Annotated in this window: 16 protein-coding genes; 9 read left to right on the forward strand and 7 right to left on the reverse strand. The window is 64.9% G+C overall.

Annotated elements, in window-relative coordinates:
- Positions 1-22: 22 nt before the first annotated feature.
- A complete protein-coding gene (locus P6U25_RS07190; protein WP_407150807.1) occupies positions 23-691 on the reverse strand; it encodes a TetR/AcrR family transcriptional regulator in 669 nt (222 codons plus the stop codon).
- A gap of 192 nt (positions 692-883) precedes the next feature.
- Between P6U25_RS07190 and P6U25_RS07195 the strand changes: the two genes are divergently transcribed.
- From P6U25_RS07195 to P6U25_RS07205, 3 genes are read left to right on the forward strand one after another with little or no spacing between them, the layout of a single operon-like run.
- Positions 884-1,870, forward strand: coding sequence for an HlyD family secretion protein (locus P6U25_RS07195; RefSeq protein ID WP_407150808.1), 987 nt, complete (start codon positions 884-886; stop codon positions 1,868-1,870).
- Complete coding sequence (locus P6U25_RS07200) at positions 1,867-2,778, forward strand: ABC transporter ATP-binding protein (protein ID WP_407150809.1); 912 nt, start codon at positions 1,867-1,869, stop codon at positions 2,776-2,778. The genes P6U25_RS07195 and P6U25_RS07200 overlap by 4 nt, the downstream gene beginning before the upstream one ends.
- Entirely contained in the window at positions 2,775-3,899 is a 1,125-nt protein-coding gene (locus P6U25_RS07205; RefSeq protein WP_407150810.1) for an ABC transporter permease, read from the forward strand. Before P6U25_RS07200 ends, P6U25_RS07205 begins: the two co-directional genes overlap by 4 nt.
- Positions 3,900-3,902: 3 nt before the next feature.
- Here P6U25_RS07205 and P6U25_RS07210 read toward each other — a convergent pair whose 3' ends face one another.
- From P6U25_RS07210 to P6U25_RS07220, 3 genes are all read right to left on the reverse strand, one after another.
- Positions 3,903-5,225 carry an AAA-associated domain-containing protein gene (locus P6U25_RS07210; protein WP_407150811.1) on the reverse strand — a complete coding sequence of 441 codons (1,323 nt, stop codon included), beginning with the start codon at positions 5,223-5,225 and terminating at the stop codon, positions 3,903-3,905.
- Between the two features lie 15 nt (positions 5,226-5,240).
- A complete protein-coding gene (locus P6U25_RS07215; protein ID WP_407150812.1) occupies positions 5,241-6,977 on the reverse strand; it encodes an ABC transporter permease in 1,737 nt (578 codons plus the stop codon).
- Between the two features lie 365 nt (positions 6,978-7,342).
- Positions 7,343-8,053, reverse strand: coding sequence for a type 1 glutamine amidotransferase (locus P6U25_RS07220; RefSeq protein WP_407150813.1), 711 nt, complete (start codon positions 8,051-8,053; stop codon positions 7,343-7,345).
- A 583-nt stretch (positions 8,054-8,636) separates the two neighbouring features.
- Between P6U25_RS07220 and P6U25_RS07225 the strand changes: the two genes are divergently transcribed.
- Complete coding sequence (locus P6U25_RS07225) at positions 8,637-10,901, forward strand: TonB-dependent receptor (protein WP_407150814.1); 2,265 nt, start codon at positions 8,637-8,639, stop codon at positions 10,899-10,901.
- Here P6U25_RS07225 and P6U25_RS07230 read toward each other — a convergent pair.
- A complete protein-coding gene (locus P6U25_RS07230; protein WP_407152453.1) occupies positions 10,844-11,833 on the reverse strand; it encodes a hypothetical protein in 990 nt (329 codons plus the stop codon). The genes P6U25_RS07225 and P6U25_RS07230 overlap by 58 nt on opposite strands.
- Positions 11,834-12,095: 262 nt before the next feature.
- Here P6U25_RS07230 and P6U25_RS07235 point away from each other — a divergent pair, with 262 nt between their 5' ends.
- A complete protein-coding gene (locus P6U25_RS07235; protein ID WP_407150815.1) occupies positions 12,096-12,656 on the forward strand; it encodes a cytochrome b in 561 nt (186 codons plus the stop codon).
- A gap of 15 nt (positions 12,657-12,671) precedes the next feature.
- Here the strand turns inward: P6U25_RS07235 and P6U25_RS07240 are convergent, their stop codons facing one another.
- Positions 12,672-13,145, reverse strand: a complete 474-nt coding sequence (locus P6U25_RS07240; protein WP_407150816.1) for an Lrp/AsnC family transcriptional regulator — start codon at positions 13,143-13,145, stop codon at positions 12,672-12,674.
- A 140-nt stretch (positions 13,146-13,285) separates the two neighbouring features.
- Here P6U25_RS07240 and ald point away from each other — a divergent pair, with 140 nt between their 5' ends.
- From ald to leuB, 4 genes are all read left to right on the forward strand, one after another.
- On the forward strand, positions 13,286-14,401 hold the full coding sequence (gene ald, locus P6U25_RS07245; RefSeq protein ID WP_407150817.1) for an alanine dehydrogenase: 1,116 nt from the start codon (positions 13,286-13,288) through the stop codon (positions 14,399-14,401).
- A gap of 312 nt (positions 14,402-14,713) precedes the next feature.
- Complete coding sequence (gene leuC, locus P6U25_RS07250) at positions 14,714-16,102, forward strand: 3-isopropylmalate dehydratase large subunit (RefSeq protein WP_407150818.1); 1,389 nt, start codon at positions 14,714-14,716, stop codon at positions 16,100-16,102.
- Positions 16,103-16,104: 2 nt separating this feature from the next.
- Positions 16,105-16,740: a 3-isopropylmalate dehydratase small subunit gene (gene leuD / locus P6U25_RS07255; protein ID WP_407150819.1), complete on the forward strand. Its 636-nt coding sequence runs from the start codon at positions 16,105-16,107 to the stop codon at positions 16,738-16,740.
- The gene (leuB, locus tag P6U25_RS07260) at positions 16,737-17,870 is read left to right on the forward strand and encodes a 3-isopropylmalate dehydrogenase (protein WP_407150820.1); all 1,134 of its coding nucleotides are present in this window, start codon (positions 16,737-16,739) and stop codon (positions 17,868-17,870) included. The genes leuD and leuB overlap by 4 nt, the downstream gene beginning before the upstream one ends.
- Before the next feature lie 39 nt (positions 17,871-17,909).
- Here the strand turns inward: leuB and P6U25_RS07265 are convergent, their stop codons facing one another.
- Positions 17,910-18,125, reverse strand: coding sequence for a hypothetical protein (locus tag P6U25_RS07265; RefSeq protein WP_407150821.1), 216 nt, complete (start codon positions 18,123-18,125; stop codon positions 17,910-17,912).
- Positions 18,126-18,334 lie beyond the last annotated feature (209 nt).

The raw sequence follows: 18,334 nt of genomic DNA on the forward strand, positions 1-18,334 counted from the left end.
GAACGATCCCCCGCAATCTTATCTAATCGCCGCGTCGTTTGGCTTCCGGCCGCACGCCTCGCACGAACAGACGGACTGCAAGGCGCAGCCGCTTTTCCTGTTCGGCGGGCGGCTCGGTCATTTCAAGCAGGGCGAGGCGCTGCGGAATTCCGGCGACGCAGTTGAAGAACTGCTCCGCCATCAGACGCAATTGAGACTTCGGAAACTCGATGTCTCCGCGATCCGCATAGAACGTCAGGATGTGTTCGACCTGGTGAAGTCCACGCTCCCGGTTTCGCTCGGTCAGGCGCTTCATGATCTCGGGAAACTGCGGGGCCACCGAGAACATCAGGCGTCGCAGCGCGACCACGTCGGGTTGCAGCGAAATGTCGATCAGAACGCGGCCGAGTTCATACAGTCCGTGCTCGGGACCGCGGGGCGAGGGCGCAAGCGAGCGCAGCACATCGAGCCGGTCGAGAAAGTTGTACTCGATCGCGGCCACGAACAGCTCGGACTTGTCGACGTAGCGGGCGTAGATGAAGCGCTTGGCCACCCCCGACTGCCGCGCGATCTCCTCGACCGACACCGCTTCGAAGCCGCGCTCGAGAAACAGCCGCATCGCGGTCTGCAGCAGCACGCCGCGCCGCCGCTCGGCCTCCTCGCGGCTCGGTCGCCCGCCAGGACCACGTCTGAATTCGACAGTTTCCGTCACTCCATTCTCCCAGGGCGCGATGCTGCTCAACCGCATCATGCCCTAATCGCCATGTCCTGACCCGTCTTCTTCACGGGAAGCTGATCCGACCGGGCCGCAGTTTCGCTCGAAACGCGCCAGGGCCGGATTGACCTTACAGGACTTCTGGCATAATGCAACAGCATCGTTGCGTTGCATTTTAGTGGTGCCATCATGAGCCGGCGATTCCTCATTATTCTCGGCGTGCTGATCGGATCGGCGATGGCCGGCGGCGTGTGGTGGTCCTGGCGCGCGCCGGAGCGGGCGACTTGGCAGGGCTATGCGGAGGCCGACTATGTAAAGGTCGCCCCGACGCAGCAGGGCTTGCTCACCGCCGTGACGGTGGCGCGTGGCAGCCGGGTCGAGGTCGGCACGCCGCTGTTCGTTCAGGACGAGGGCGCGGATCGCGCGGCGCGCGATCAGGCCGCGCGTCAGCTTCAGCAGGCCCGCGACCAGCTCGCCAATCTCGAGGCTGCGGCCAAGCCGACGGAAATCGAGCAGGCGGAGGCCAACCTTGCCGATGCCCAGGCGACGGTCCAGCGCGCCAAGTTCGATCTCGATCGCGCCGAAGCCTTGATCCAGAGCGGCGCGGTCACCAGCCAGACCCTCGACCAGCGGCGCGCGGATTTTCGCTCCGCGACCGCAAAGGTCTCCGCGATGCAGGCGATGCTCACCCAGATGCGCGCGCCGACCGGCCGTCAGGGCGAGATCCAGGCGCAGCAAGCGGCCGTCGATGCCGCGAAGGCCGCGCTCGCCATGGCCGATTGGCGGCTCTCGCAGCGACGCGTGGCGTCTCCGGTCGATGCCCGCGTGGTCGACGTGCTGGCGCGGCCCGGCGAGACCGTCGCGGCCGGAACGCCGGTCGTGTCGCTATTGCCTCCGAGCAACATCTTCGTGCGCTTCTTTGTGCCGGAGGCGGATCTTGCCCGTGTCCATACCGGCGATACGGTCGTAATCCACTGCGATCGCTGCCACCGCGACATCACCGCGACGATCTCGTTCGTCTCGCCGCAGGCCGAATACACCCCGCCGGTGATCTACAGCGAGGAGAGCCGCGCGAAGTTGGTCTATCTGGTCGAGGCGCGCCCGCCGGCGGCGCAGGCTGCGCTCTTCAATCCAGGCCAGCCGGTGACGGTGCAGCCCTCCGGGGCGAAGCCATGACCGGTCATGTCATCGACGTGCATGATCTGCAGAAGACGTTCGGCGAGCGGCGCGTCGTCAACGGGCTGAACCTGCAGGTGTCGCGCGGTGAGATCTGCGGCTTCCTCGGCGCGAACGGCAGCGGCAAGACCACAACCATCCGCATGCTCTGCGGCCTCCTGGTGCCCGACGGCGGCACAGGCATCTGCCTCGGCATGGATATCCTCAGCCAAGGCCCGGCGATCCGGCGGCAGACCGGTTACATGACGCAGCGATTCAGCTATTACGAAGACCTCACCGTGCGGGAAAATCTCGAGCTGGTGGCCGGCGTCTACGAGATGGACGATGCGGATGCGGCAGTGCGCGACATCATCGCGGGGATGAGCCTCGGGCGCTATGAGACGCAGCTCGCGGGACATCTCTCGGGCGGCTGGAAGCAGCGGCTGGCGCTCGCCGCCTGTGTTCTGCATCGTCCGAAACTGTTGCTGCTCGACGAGCCGACCGCGGGCGTCGACGCGCAGGCGCGGCGCGAGTTTTGGGACCTGATCCACGACATGGCTGGCGAAGGGCTGACCGTGCTCGTGACCACTCACTACATGGACGAGGCCGAGCGTTGCAACCGGATCGTCTACATGGCGGACGGCCGTATCGTCGTCCAGGGCACGCCCGATGAAGTCGTCCGTCGCGCGGGCTTGCTGGTCTATGAGGCCACGGGCAACGCGATCGACGATGCGGCGCGGCGCCTGCGCCATTTGCCGGGCGTCGAGGCGGCCGCCGTATTCGGTCATGCGTTGCGGGTCGCGGGTACCGACCGCGCGCGGCTCGAGGCGGCGATCGCACAGGCGCCGGCCTGCGCATGGCAAGAAGCGGAGCCGCGCCTCGAGGACGTCTTCATTCATCAACTCGCAGCGAGGGAGGAGGCACAATGAGCCGCTTCTCCTTCAGAAGACTCCATGCGCTGTTGCGCAAGGAGTGGATCCAGGTGCGCAGGGATCCGATGACGCTCCGCCTGATCATCGCGCTGCCGATCATGCAGCTCTTCCTGTTCGGCTATGCGATCAACTCCAATCCGAAGCATCTGCCGACCGGGCTGCTGCTCAGCGAGCCCTCCAAATACGAGCGCACGATCGTCACGGCGCTGCAGAACACCGGCTACTACGACGTGAGGACCTACGCGTCGGAGGCCGAGGCGGAGCGGGCGATCGCCAACGGCAAGGCCTTGTTCGTGATCAATATTCCCCCGAACTTCGACCGCTCGGTCGATCGCGGCGAGACACCCACGGTGCTGGTCGATGCCGACGCGACCGACCCGACCGCGATCGGCAATGCGACGGCGGCGCTTGGCTCTGTCGTCAACAGTCTCAATCGCGACCTACCGGTGATCCGCCAGGCGCAACCGGCGAACGCGCCGTTTCAGTTCGTCATCCACGCGCGCTACAATCCCGAGCAACTCACGGTGCTGAACATCGTGCCCGGCCTGATCTGCATCGTGTTGACAATGTCGACCTTGCTGATCACCACGCTGTCGATCACGCGCGAGCGGGAGCGCGGCACGATGGAGAACCTGATGGCGATGCCGCTGCGGCCGATCGAGATCATGCTCGCCAAGATCGTGCCCTATGTCGCGATCGGCTACTTCCAGGTCGTTCTGATTCTGGCGGCGTCGGCGCTGGTGTTCGGGCTCCCGGTCCGCGGCTCCGTACCGCTCTTGATGCTGGCGCTCGGCCTTTTCATCGCCAGCAATCTGGCGCTCGGGCTGACCTTCTCCACGATCTCGGCCAATCAGATCCAGGCGCAACAGCTCGCGCAATTCATGCTGCTGCCATCCTTCATGTTGTCCGGATTCATGTTTCCGTTCCAGGGCATGCCGGTCTGGGCGCGGTGGCTCGGCGAACTGTTTCCGACCACCCACGCGATCCGGATCGTGCGGGCCGTGCTGCTGAAGGGCAACGGCGCCGCCGCGATCATGCCGGACCTGTGGCCGATCGCGTTGTTCACCTTGCTGGTGATCTGCGTGGCCATCTGGTTCTATCGGGAGACGCTCGAATAGCGCTCAGGCGCCATCCTGTCCGGGATTTTCGAGGCTGAACGTCTCGGACTGCTCATCATAGGCGAACAGCTCGGCGTAGCGGCCCCACGACACGATGGTCTTGAGCGTTTCGTCTGCATAGTCCTCGGACATGTAGTCTTCGAGCTCGTTGCGAAAACGCGCGGCGGGCGCCATGTGGGAGGGCCGTTCGTCGAGCACGCGCTTGATCAGGCCGAACACAGGGACGTAGCTGACGAGATGCTCGGCGAACAGCTTCTTGCGGGCGTCCGTATCGAGATGGGCGAAACGCACGCCCGCCTCAGTGAGCACCAGGTCGCCCTCGCTCAGATGGGCAAAGTGCAGCAGTTGCAGGGTTTCGCCGAGATGCAGGATTTCATCGGTCTCGAGCTGAAGCTGGCTCGCCAACACGGGCAGGTCGGCATGCCCGCCATAGGGCGGTCCGGCCAGTGTCTCGATCAAGCCGGACAGCTCGTTCGACGAAACGTGGTCGAGCACCATGCCGACGCCGCCGCCGGGAACGCCCTCGAGCGACGGCGTCTTGGGCTCCTCGCGCTGCGTCATGCGGGCATAAAGCTGCTCGACGAGCTGGCGGAACGTCGGGTCCAGCCGGTTGCGCGGATGCCTGAGGTCGATCTTGAACTCGGCGGCGACACGTCCCGGATTCGACGAGAACACCAGGACGCGGTCGCACATCAGCACGGCCTCCTCGATGTTGTGCGTCACCATCAGCACCGACTTGATCGGCAGCCGGCCCTCGATCCAGAGGTCGATCAGATCGGTGCGCAGCGTCTCGGCGGTGAGCACGTCGAGCGCCGAGAACGGCTCGTCCATCAGCAGGAGATCGGGATGCACGACCAGCGCTCGTGCGAATCCGACGCGCTGGCGCATGCCGCCGGACAACTCCTTGGGGTAGGCGGATTCAAAGCCGTCGAGGCCGATCAGGTCGATCGCGGCGAGCGCGCGGGTGCGCCGTTCGTTGGCATCGACGCCGAGCGCCTCGAGGCCGAGCTCGACGTTCTGCAGCACGGTCAGCCAGGGGAACAGCGCGAACGACTGGAACACCATGGCGACGCCGTTCGGCGGGCCGGCGATCGCCTCGCCCCGGCAAGTCGCATTGCCCGATGACGGCGCGACGAGGCCCGCGATGATGCGCAGCAAGGTCGACTTGCCCGATCCGGAACGGCCGAGCAGGCCGACGATCTCGCCGGCCTGAATGGTGAGATCGACTTTTTCGAGCACCAGCAATTGCTCGCCGCTTCCCTTCGGGAACGAGCGGGAAACGCCGTTGATGTCGATCAGGGCGGTCTGCTTGGTTTGGTCGAGCATCAGGATCCCTCTCGATCAGCCGAGCCGAAGGCGGCGCTCGCCAAAGGCATAGAGCGGCCGCCACAACAAGCGGTTAAACAACGTGACAAGGACGCACATCACGACGATGCCGAGCACGACCCTGGGAAAATCGCCGGCCTCGGTCGCGTGCGCGATATAGGCGCCGAGACCGGTGGCGACGAGATGGGTGTCGCCCCAGCTCGCGACCTCGGCGACGATCGAGGCGTTCCACGATCCGCCGGATGCGGTGATCGCACCGGTGACGTAATAGGGAAAGATGCCGGGCAGCACGACCTTCACCCACCATCGCCATCCCCCGAGGTGAAAGCTGCTGGCCGCCTCGCGCAGGTCGGTCGGGAAAGCGGCGGCGCCTGCGATCACGTTGAACAGGATGTACCACTGAGTGCCCAGGATCATCAGCGGGCTGAGCCACACATTCGGATCGAGGTGGAAGCGGACGATCAGCACGACGAACACGGGGAAGGCAAGGTTGGCCGGAAAGGCGGCGAGAAATTGTGCGAGCGGCTGCATCCGTTCCGCAAGCTTCGGCCGCAGCCCGATCCAGACACCGACCGGCACCCAGATCAGCGACGCCAGCGCGATCAGCGCGATCACGCGCACGAGTGTGACCAGTCCGTATCCCACGGCATCGACGACGTCCGACAGTCCGAGCGACGCGGAGAGATATCGATACGCCAGCCAGGCCGCATAGCCGGCGGCCGCTATGATCACCACAATCCAGATGCCGTCGACCACACGCGAGGGTTGGCTGCGCTTGTCGCCAGCCCGCAGCACCGGCAGCCAGGTGACGCGCATCGTCGAGATCGACTTGTTGGCCACGGCCAGCGGATAGGTCAGAGTGCGCAGCGCGCGCGTTCGCCTGAAAAGATCGAGCATCCATGACGTCGGACCTTCGCCGGAGGCGACCTGCTCGAAGCGGAATTTGTCGGCCCAGGCGACGATCGGGCGGAACAGAAGCTGGTCATAGGCGATGATGACGATCAGCATGGTCAGCAGCGCATAGCCGATTGCGGGCAGGTTCTTCTGCTCGATCGCGGTTGCGACATAGGAGCCGACGCCGGGGAGGGTGACCGTCGTGTTGCCGACGGTGATCGCCTCCGATGCCACCACGAAGAACCAGCCGCCGGACATCGACATCATCGCGTTCCAGATCAGGCCGGGCATCGCGAACGGAACGTCCAGCCGCCAGAACCGCTGCCAGCCCGAGAGGTGGAAGCTCTCGGTCGCGTCCTCCAGGTCCTTCGGCACGTTGCGCAGCGACTGATACATGCTGAAGGTCATGTTCCAGGCCTGGCTCGTGAAGATCGCGAACACGCAGGCGAACTCGGCACCCAGCACGCGGCCGGGAAACAGGTTCATGAAGAACACGACGGTGAAGGTGAGGAAGCCAAGGATCGGCACCGACTGCAGGATATCGAGCATCGGGATCAGCACCATCTCGGCGCGTCGGCTCTTGGCCGCGACGGTGGCGTAGATGAACGTGAAGATCGTCGAGCAGACGATCGCCAGCAGCATCCGCATCGTCGTCCGGAGCGCGTAATACGGCAGGTTGGCCGGATCCAGCGACACCGGAACGCGCTCGAGCTCGGACAGCGGCACGGTGGTCTGCTCGCCGCCATAGACGACGAGCACCATCGCGCCGACCAGGAGCAGCAGCGCCGCCAGGTCCCAGAAATTGGGCCGCAAGGAGACAGGCCCCCATACGGCTGATCGCACGTCCTGAAACGTCATTAGGCCACCTTCGGGGGCAGGATTCGGCATGGACGCGGCCCGACAGGTCGGAACCGGCCCCCGGGTCGGCTTATAGGCAGGATTTGCGACAAACCGGTAGTCGGAAGATCAGGGTCCGAGCTGTTTTGGAAGCCGGGCGCCGCGCCTCACATCGCCGGCGCCGTGCCTCCGCCGCGGTACGACCTGGAGTGGTCGTCAGCGCGTTCGCGTTACGTCGACGGGAAGGGGGGTACATTACGGATGGGCTTCGGCCCGACGCACCTGACCAGTGAGGCAATCGTTGCCATTTGAAGCGAGATGCTCGCCCAAGCGCCGTGCCGCTATCCCGACGTCATCCGCGACGCTGCTGTCCGGCAGTCCAGGAGCTAAGCGCGCCGCTCGGTGAGAAAGCGCGTCACCACGCCGCCGAGCCGGGCATGATCCAGGGGCTCGGCGAGCGATGCCTGGGCGGTTGCGATCATGTCTTCGGGCGCGTGGCCGCGATGGAGATCGCACAGCGCGTCAGCATAGCCCACGGTGAACTCGGGATGCGGCTGCACCGACAGCGTCGTGCCGTTTGCGTAGAGCAGGGCGGCGTGCGGCGTGAAGGTCGACGACATGATGGTGCGCGCGTCCGCGGGCGGGACGATGACCTGATCCTGATGCGAGCAGGCGATGGCAATCTCATTACCCTCGATCAGCCCGTTGTCCGGCGCCAGTTGATAGACGTGACGCCCCATACCCCAGCCCTTCTCCGACTTGCGCACCGTGCCGCCGAGCGCCTGTGCGATCAACTGATGGCCGAAGCAGACGCCGACCATCGGAACGCGCCGGTCGTGGGCCTTGCGCACGAAGTCCTCGAGCGGGGCAATCCAGTCGAACCCGTCATACACGCCCGCCGGCGAGCCGGTGATCAGGATCGCATCCAGCCCGGCCGGATCCGGAAGCCGCTCGCCGCCGGGGATGCTCACGACGTCACATGCGACCGAGGGATCGGCGGCGGCAATCATCCGCTCGAACATCTGCGGATAGGTTCCGTGGCGCTCGCGATAGCGCGAATTGACAAGCCCGGTTTCGATGATGGTGATGTGCGGCATGGCAAGTGCGGCGGATCAGGATGACCCGAGCTTTACTCCGAATTGGCAATCCGGCTCAAGCCGCCGGATGGGTGAGCATGTCGCTGCCGGGCGTACCCGGCAACAGATGCCGCGATGTTTTGTCGCTGTGGACGACGAGGCGGCGCGCGCATCAGCGCGCCTCGCGATCCCTCATGCAGGCATGCTACGCCTGACTGATCGCTTCGGACCGTTGTATCAACACAATGATCGCGCGTTTGGCGCAGCACAAACGACGATCCTGCCGCTTACAAGCCCGGTATCGCGTCTTGTTCGATGTCGAGGAACCGCGTGCGCGCTAGCACCATTCGCGGAGTATTGAAATTGGAATCTGTCGAATTCTCTGGATGGGGGAGCGCACGTAGCTGCGCGGCTCGCCCATTAGATACGTTCTAGTAGCCGCGCCGTTGCGCTTTGCCTAATCCCCATCGCGACACGGTGATGCGCGTCTCGCGCCGGTCGCGGCGTAGGTCGCGAACACCGATAGCCGCTGGGGGGCACTTTGAACGATTTGAATACGTCGCGCGCTGCGACCTTGTCCGCTGTCTGTGTATCGGCACTGCTGATGACCGGTCCATCCATCGCGCAACAGGCCACGTCATCGTCGACCACGTCCAACGAAACGGGTTCGCAACGCTCCTCTGGTCCGGGGCAGGCGCTGCCGCCGGTCGTGGTCTCCCCGTTGCAGCGTCGCAACGCGGCTGCGGTCGATCACCGGCGCAACCCGCTCGCGGCCTCACGCGCCGGAACAGCGCGACGCGCGGCCCATCGCGACAATGCGGCAGCGCCAGCCGCGCCTCCAACGGCTGGTACGCAGCAGGCGGCGCTGCCGCCGAGCTTCGCGGGCGGGCAGGTCGCACGCGGTGCGCAGCTCGGCTTGCTCGGCAACCGCGACTACATGGCGACGCCGTTCAGCCTGACGAGCTACACCGAGCAGACCATCCGCGACCAGCAGGCCACCAGCGTCGCCGAAGTCCTGACCAACAGCGATCCGTCGGTGCGCGCTGCGATCGGCAGCAGCAATCGCTATGACGCGTTGACCATTCGCGGTTTCCGGATCGAGAACAGCGAAATCGCGCTGAACGGGCTCTATGGCCTGGTGCCGAACTATCGCGTCAATCCGGCGCCTATCGAACGGATCGAACTGCTCAAGGGGCCAGGGGCCTTCCTCAACGGTATGGCGCCGCAGGGCTCTATCGGCGGTAGCGTCAATGTCGTGACCAAGCGTGCCGGCGACGATCCGCTGACGCGTTGGACTGCGGGCTACATGTCCGACGGCCGCTTCGGCACCACGCTCGACGTGGCGAGGCGCTATGGCGAGCAGAAGGAATGGGGTGTCCGCTTCAACGGCGCCTTCGACGCCGGCAATACGACGATCGACCGGCAATCGGTGCGCGACGGTGTTGGCTCGCTCGGGGTCGATTACCGCGGCGACCGCTTCCGATGGTCCACCGACATCATCTACCAGAACGACTGGATGAAGGCTGCGGCGCGTGGCTATACGCCCGTCACGGGCATCGCCGTTCCCGCAGCGCCCGATCCCAGAATCAATCTCGCCCAGCCCTTCGACTATGCCAGCGCGCGGAGCATTACCGGCCTGACCCGTGCTGAATACGACCTGTCGTCCAACGTCACCCTGTTCGGCGCGATCGGCGGCAATCATTTCGGCTTCGACAAGCAGGAGGCGCCGGGCGCTACGATCCTTGACAGCATGGGCAACGCGCAGTCGACCTCGCGCTACCAGATCGGCAAGTCGGATACGGTGTCGGGCGAGGCCGGAATCCGGTCGCGGTTCGACACTGGCCCGATCGGCCATGAGGTCGTCGTCAGCGGCAGCTCGCTGCAGCGGACAGACTGGCTCGGTCAGGTCAACTACGCAAATTACTTGACCAACATCTATAGGCCGACCCTGTTCGCGAGCCCGGGCGCACCGGTGTCGTCCTTCCCGGAAGCGAAGTCGGATACCCTCGATCTGAGGAGCGTCGGCGTGGCCGACACCCTCACGATGATGGACGGCCTGATGCAGTTGATTGTCGGTGCCCGCCAGCAGCAGGTGGTGTCGAGCAGCTTTGATCCGGTCAGCGGCCTTGCGACGGCGCACTACGATCAAAGTGCGACCTCGCCGTCGGTGGCGCTGGTGGTCCGGCCGATCCGCGAGCTCTCGTTCTACGCCAACTATATCGAGGGTCTCACCCCCGGCCCGACGCCTCCTTCCGGCGCCGCCAACACCAATGCGGTGTTTCCTCCATTCAAGACCAGGCAATATGAAGTCGGCAGCAAGCTCGATCTCGGCCGGTTCGGTGCGAGCCTCGCCCTGTTCCAGATCAGCATGCCGAGCGGCTTGATCGATCCGGTCACGAAAATCTACAGCCTCGATGGCGAGCAGAGGCACCGTGGCATCGAGCTGAACACGTTCGGTGAAGTGGCGCCGGGCGTGCGCGTGCTCGGCGGCGTGACGTTCCTCGATGCCAGACTGACGAAGACAGCAGGGCACATCAATGACGGCCATTACGCCGTCGGTGCGCCGGATCTGCAGGGCAATCTCGGGGTCGAGTGGGACACGCCGTTCCTGCCCGGGCTGACGGCGACCGCGCGTGCCATCTACACCAGCAGGGCCTATGTCAGCGCCGACAATCTCCAGAGCGTTCCGAGCTGGACGACGTTTGACATCGGTGCACGGTATGCGACCAAGCTTGCGGGACGTCCCACCACATTCCGCGCCAGCGTCACGAACATTGCCGACAGGCGCTACTGGATCGCCAATCCGACCGGCTACCTCATCAGCGGCATGCCACGGACATTGTGGCTCTCGATGACCGTCGACTTCTGACCGTCGATGGCGCCGGCGCTCGCCGCGTCCGGCGTCGTCCGCGTGATCGCCGGCGTCGTAATTGCGATGGCCGACTCAGTGCGGTAGCGCGGCAACTGATCCTCGAGCGAATAGCCGACACAGAGTGCAAGGCTCGACCAGACCGCCATGCTGAAATAGAGCGACATCCAGGCGATCTCTTCGCGCCATTCGGCGATGTCGTGGGTCACGACCCAGCGTGTGCTGACGTCACGCAGGCCCTCGAGTGGATGAAGCAGCTCGCCGCCGGCGGCGAGTTCTGCGCGCCAGCGGTTCAGGTACATCGGGACGTCGACGGTCATCAGGAATGCGAGATAGCCGGCGATGCCGAGGATCGCGACGATGAAGGCCCAGCGCACCGGACCCTGGAACTCCGGCAGCAGCCGGCAAAGCGCGATCCCGACCAGAAAGAAGACGACCGCCCACAGCGAGTTCTCGATCGCGTTGCCGAGATAATGGGTGGTGAGCACCGCATACCAGGAGAAGCATTCCGCGATCAGGATGACAGGCACGATGATCCAGGCGATGGTCACAGTGGTCTCGGCGCCGGTCATGGTGCCGAGCTGATGCAGGACGATCGCCCATTGCGCGGCAAAGCAGACCTCGGCGACGGTGGCGACCGAGCGGCCGACGACAACGCTCGACAGCCAGGTATCGAACAGGCAAATGCGCTGGACATCCGCGCGCGGCAGGATCGAGCGGAAGGCGCAGCCGAACACGTAAGCCGCGCACAGCAACAGCATCAAGCCGATGCCCGATGTGCTGCTCAGGCCGCCATTGCTCTGCTCGTGGAACTGGCGATACAGCACGAACCAAACCGCGACGTTGGCAGTGCTCACCAGGCTCAACAGGCCCCACCAACGGACCACCGGATTTGACCAGGACAGCGAAACCGGCCGCGCCCGCCACTCCATGCTCATTCACCGCTCCGCATGTAACCGAACTGACATTTCAATGTAGTAATTCTGTCACACGAGGGAGGGAATCACGACTAAAAAATGCGTGTGGGAGCGGGCTGTGGGCCGCGGCCGGCGACGAGCGGACCGTTGCGACTTCCGCGCGAACCGTGCGCTATTGTGATCGAAATTGAATTAATCCCCGGTAGGCAATCCCGGCGCGATCATCTACAGAGCGGCTCCGTTCTTTGGCCTCCGCAGGCTCAATCGAAGGTACTTTGTGACAACGAAAGTGACGGCCAGCTACGATCCGCTGTTGCGCAGGATCCATTGGGCAACGGCGGTGTTGTTCATCGCGGCGATGTTGATCGGGCTTTACTGCGGATTGCAGCCGGCGGGAACGTCGCCGCGGCGCGAACTGCTCGAAGTGCACAAGTCGCTTGGCGCGACGCTGTTTATCCTCGCGATCCTGCGGCTCATCGTGCGCGCCGTGACGGTGGCGCCGCCGGAGCCGGGATCGTTCTCGCCGCTGGTGCGGATCGCGGCACGACTCAATCACTGGGCGCTCTATGTGATCCTCTTCGCCATGCCCGTCACGGGATACATGTTCTCGTCGGCCGGCGGCTACTCGCTGCGCTATTTCTGGACCTTTAGCTGGCCCCGCCTGTTTGCCGGCGACAAGGCGGTCGCGCATGCGGGCGAGGTGGCGCATGGCCTGCTTGCCTATCTGGTCTATGCCGCGGTCGCGCTGCACATCGCCGCGACGATCTGGCATGTCGTCGTGAAGCGGGACGAGACGTTGTCGCGGATGTGGCCGCGTGCGAGCCGCAATCCGACCTAACGGGCGCGCCGGCGATCAGCCGCGCAGCGCGGTTTCCGGTATGGTGCGGCGGACCACCTCGCGCATCGCGAAGCTGGAATGGATGCGGGCGACGCCCGGCATCCGTGACAGATGCTGCTTGTGGATGCGCTCGAAATCGGCAATGTCGCGGGCGATGACCTGCAGGTGATAGTCGTCACTGCCCGACATCAAATGGCAGGACACGACATCGGGGCAGCGCGCGATCGCGGCCTCGAATGCCGCCAGATAATCCTCGCTCTGCTTCTCCAGCGTGATGGTGACGACGACCGTCGTCACCAACCCGAGCGCCGTCGGCTCGAGGTCGACGCGATAGCCGCGGATGACTCCGGTCTCCTCGAGATGACGGATACGCCGGGCGCAGGCAGTCGGCGACAGCCCGACCTTTTCGGCAAGCTCGATCTGGCTGGCGCGGGCGTCGGAGACCAACTCGGCAAGGATTCGGAGATCGATACGATCGAGACCGTCCACGCAGTTTTCCCCTAATTGTCCGGCCGGCTACGAAGAATATGAGCGTATCGTCGCGCCGACAAGCCGGATTTCGCTGAGAAACGCCGCCCGACGAGGATTAGTTTTGTGAAAGCCGGAAACGATTCTTTCAGGAGCGGATCATGCGTGTCGGCGTGCCCAAGGAGATCAAGGTCGAGGAATATCGGGTCGGGCTGACGCCGGCATCCGTGCGCGAATATGTGGCGCATGGACACGAGGTGGTGGTGCAGCGCGGGGCCGGCGACGGCATCGGCTCCGGCGATGACGTCTATCGCCAGGCCGGCGCCAGGATCGCCGATACGGCCGAGGAAGTGTTCTCCGCGGCCGACATGATCGTGAAGGTGAAGGAGCCGCAACCGTCCGAATGGACGCGGCTGCGCGAAGGCCAGATCCTCTTCACCTATCTCCATCTTGCGCCGGACGTCCCCCAGACCAAGGGGCTGCTCGCCTCCGGATGCACCGCGGTTGCCTATGAGACCGTGACCGATGCGCATGGTGGGCTGCCGCTGCTCGCGCCGATGAGCGAGGTTGCCGGCCGGCTTGCGATCGAAGCCGCAGGCGCTGCGCTGCGCAAATCCGCCGACGGCATGGGCAAGCTGCTTGGCGGCGTGCCTGGCGTTCCGCCGGCGCGGGTCGCGATCATCGGCGGCGGCGTGGTCGGCAGCCATGCGGCACGGATGGCCGCGGGGCTCGGCAGCGACGTCACCATCCTCGACCGCTCGCTGCCGCGGTTGCGCGTGCTTGATGACCTCTTCGCCGGGCGCATCCGCACCCGCTACGCCACGCTGGAAGCGATCGAGCAGGAGATCATTGCCGCCGATGTCGTGATCGGCGCAGTTCTGGTTCCCGGCGCCAGCGCACCGAAGCTCGTCTCGCGCGCGCAACTCGCCAGCATGAAGCGCCGCGCGGTGCTGGTTGACGTCGCGATCGACCAGGGTGGCTGCTTCGAGACCTCCAAGCCGACCACGCACCAGGCGCCGACCTATCTGGTGGATGACGTCGTGCACTACTGCGTGGCCAACATGCCGGGCGCGGTGCCGGTCACCTCGAGCCACGCGCTCAATCACGCCACCCTGCCGTTCGGTCTCGCGCTCGCATCGAAGGGGTTGCGAGCACTGGTCGAGGATCCGCATCTGCGGGCCGGGCTCAACATCCATCGCGGCCGCATCACCAACCGCGCCGTCGCCGAGAGCCAGAACCTGGCGGTCGTGATGCCGGAAGAAGCGCTGGCGTCGTGAGTGCGTTTGTACCCGGCCGCGATGAAAGAGGGCCATTGTCATCTGCGTAGCCTGGATGGAGCGCAGCGAAATCCGGGATCAGGTTGAACTGCCCCCGGATTGCGCTTCGCTCCATCCGGGCTACGGGTCGTTGTCAAGCCGCACAGGTGCAAGCCTCCCTCCATGTCGTGTTCGCCACTCGGCTCTGGCGGAGCCAGCCTCTGCATGATTTGATGCTTGCAGTCAAAGACGCGCCAAGCGGCGTTCGGCGGCGTTTGCCGCTGGCCTCAAGAAGCCAAAGGGAGCACTGTCTTGCAAAGGACCGGCCGCACGATGCTGGCCAAGATTTGGGACCAGCATGTCATTGCCCGCTTGAGCGAGGATACGGATCTCCTGCATATCGACCGCCATCTGCTGCACGATCTCGGCGGCTCGCGCGGACTGCTCGATCTCAAGAGCAGGGGTCTCAAGGTTCACAATCCCGAGCTGACATTTGCGACCCCCGATCATGCGATCTCCACCGCGCATGGTCGCGCCGGAACCAGCAAGATCGGACACGAGCTGTTGGCTGCGCTGCGGGTCGAGACCGCGGCGAGCGGGATTGCGATGTTCGACGTCGACCAACCCGGCCAGGGCATCGTCCACGTCATCGGGCCGGAGCTTGGATTGAGCCTGCCGGGAGCAACGATCGTCTGTGGCGACAGCCACACCTGCACGCATGGCGGCCTCGGCGCGCTCGCTTTCGGCATCGGGTCCAGCGAGCTGACGCATGTGCTCGCGACCCAGGCGCTGATCCAGCGCCGACCCAAGACGTTGCGCGCCCGTTTCGAGGGCAACGTGCCGCTCGGCGTCACCGCCAAGGACATGATTCTGGCGCTGATCGGGAATATCGGCGCAGCCGGCGGCACCGGCTATGCGGTCGAATATGCTGGCAGCGCGATCCACGACTTATCCGTCGAGGGCCGGCTCACGATCTGCAATCTCTCGATCGAGCTCGGTGCCAAGATCGGTATGGTCGCGCCGGATCAGAAGACCTTCGAATTCCTGCGCGACCGCCCCTATGCGCCGAAGGGCGAGATGTGGGAGCTCGCAGTCAAGGCGTGGCGTGAGCTGCCGAGCGATCCGGACGCGGTGTTCGACCGCGAGGTGGTGATCGATGTCGAGAAGATCATCCCGCAGGTGACCTGGGGCATCAGTCCCGAGCACGTCATCGGTATCGATGGTCGGATTCCCGATCCGAAGTCGGTTGACGATCCCGCTCGGCGCGCGGCGATCGAAACCGCGCTGGACTATATGGGCCTGCAAGGCGGCGCGCCGATCGCGGGCACACCGGTCGATTGGGTGTTCATCGGCTCCTGCACCAACAGCCGGCTGAGCGACTTGCGCGCGGCGGCGGAAGTCGCGCGCGGCCGCAAGGTGGCTCCCGGCGTCCGCGCCTGGGTCGTGCCGGGCTCGGAGAACGTCAAGCGCGCGGCGGTCGCCGAAGGGCTCGACAAGATCTTTGCCGAGGCCGGGTTCGAATGGCGCGAGCCGGGGTGCTCGATGTGCCTTGCCGCCAATGGCGAGGTGGTAGCGCCCGGGCAACGCTCGGTCTCGACCTCGAACCGCAATTTCGTCGGCCGCCAAGGCCCGCGGGCGCGGACGCATCTGGCGAGCCCGGCGAGCGCCGCGGCGTCGGCCATTGCCGGTGCGATTGCCGATGTCAGGATGATGGGACATTGACGATGCCGAAGCCGTTCAACAAGCTCATCGCGACCGCAGCGCCGATCATGCGCAGCAATATCGATACCGATGTCATCATCCGCATCGAGCGGCTGGTCGGCAATTCGATCCGCGGCACGCTCGGCAAATGGGCGTTCGGCTCGCTGCGCTATCTGCCTGATGGCTCCGAGAATCCGGATTTCATCCTCAACCGCGAGCCGTACCGCCAGGCGGAGATATTGGTTACCGGTCCGAATTTCGGCTGCGGCTCATCGCGCGAGGGCGCGGTGTGGTCGCTGCAGGAGATGGGTATCCGTGCCATCATCGGTTCGGGCTTTGGCGACATCTTCTTCGCCAACTGCTTCCAGAATGGAATCTTGCCCGTCGTCGTCGACCAGGCGGTGGTGGATTCGCTGGCGGCCGATATCGAGGCGACACAGGGCGCGGGCAAGGTCTCGATCGATCTGGAAACGCAGACCATCGTGTCGCCGTCCGGCGCGCGCCATTCGTTCGAGATCGATCCAAGGCGGCGCGAGGGATTGTTGAAGGGGCTCGATGAGGTCGCATTGACCTTGCAGCGCGACGACGAGATCCGCGCCTTCCAGGCCTCGGACCGCGCGGCGCGGCCCTGGATTCATTTTGCAAGGACGCCGGCATGAGCACGCACTCCAATATGGTCAAGGTCGCCGTGGTCGGCGGCGAGGGCATCGGTCCCGAGGTCACGGCGCAATCCCGCCGCGTGCTCGACTGGTTCACGGCCAAGCGCGGCGTGCCGATGACGCTGCGCGAGGCGCAGTATGGGCTGATCCCGTATCTTGCGACCGGCAAGGTGCTGCCGGAGGACACCGCCGAGGCGATGGACGAGGCCGATGCGATCCTGTGGGGCGCGACCGGCGGACCCGAGACCAAGGAGGTGCCGGCGGCGGCGCGCAAGGCCGGCAGCCTGCTTGGTCTGCGCAGCAAATACGATCTCTATGCCAACCTGCGGCCGATCGTGGCGAGTCCGGCACTTGCGGCCTCCGCGCCGCTAAAGCCCGAAGTGCTCGACGGCGTCGACTTCGTCATCATCCGGGAGCTGACCAGCGGCATCTATTTCGGCGAGCCGCGCGGAATCGAGTCGCTGCCGGACGGGCAGCGGCGCGGCTTCAACACCGAGCAATACACAACCAACCAGATTCGCCGCGTCGCGCGGTCCGCCTTTGAGCTGGCGCGAACGCGGAGGGGCAAAGTCTGCTCGGTCGACAAGGCCAATGTGCTGGAGACCAGCGTGCTGTGGCGTGAGGAGATCACTGCGCTCCACAAGGAGGAGTTCTCCGACATTGAGCTGACCCATCTTTATGTCGATAATGCCGCGATGCAGATCGTGCGCGCACCGCGGCAGTTCGACGTGATGGTCACCGGCAACATCTTCGGCGACATCCTGTCGGACTGCGCCGCGATGGCCTCCGGCTCGCTCGGCATGCTGCCGTCAGCATCGCTCGGACCGGTCGACCGCTACGGCCGTCGCAAGGCACTCTATGAGCCGGTGCACGGCAGCGCGCCCGACATCGCGGGCAAGGGCATCGCCAATCCGCTCGGCTCGATCCTGAGCGTCGCGATGCTGCTGCGCCTGACGCTGAACCGTCCCGCCGACGCCGACCTGCTGGAGAAGGCGGTGCAGGCCGTGCTCGCTTCAGGCGCTCGGACTGCCGATATCGCCGAGGCCGGCGCGAGGAAGCTATCGACCGTCGAAATGGGTGATGCAGTGCTACGTGCGCTCGACAAGGTCTCGGCGAGGGAGCATGCGTGACGGTTGGGTATCATTAGCGTAACGCGGAATGAACTGCCGTCAGGCAGCTCCTCGGGCTCCATCGGAAAGCGCCGGAGATTCGACCAGATTGTCCGAAGGTGAAGTCTCGCCATCGAGCCAGTCCTGCTCCCTGGCCAGCGCGCGCCAGGCAGCCTCCATCCGCTTGTATCGATTGTAGGTCGGCTCATCGGACGCGCGCTCTGCGAGCTGGGCGCAATTCTCCGCATTGTCGAGGAAATGCTGCGACTGTTTCATGGAACGTCCTCCTTGGTAAGGACGTGGGACATCGTTTCAGGCTATTCAACGCACCAAACATGATCATTTCGCCACAGTGGTGAACGTCTGTTCATCGAGTTCCATGATCGTCCCTTGGCGTGCGGACGTGAGCATTTGCAGCAAGTCAGGGAGCGCGAGCCGTGACAGAACCAACTGTCATCAACAAGGGGGAATGCGTCGAGAAGCGA

It is taken from the genome of Bradyrhizobium sp. ORS 86, from assembly GCF_045571475.1.
GTDB lineage: Bacteria > Pseudomonadota > Alphaproteobacteria > Rhizobiales > Xanthobacteraceae > Bradyrhizobium.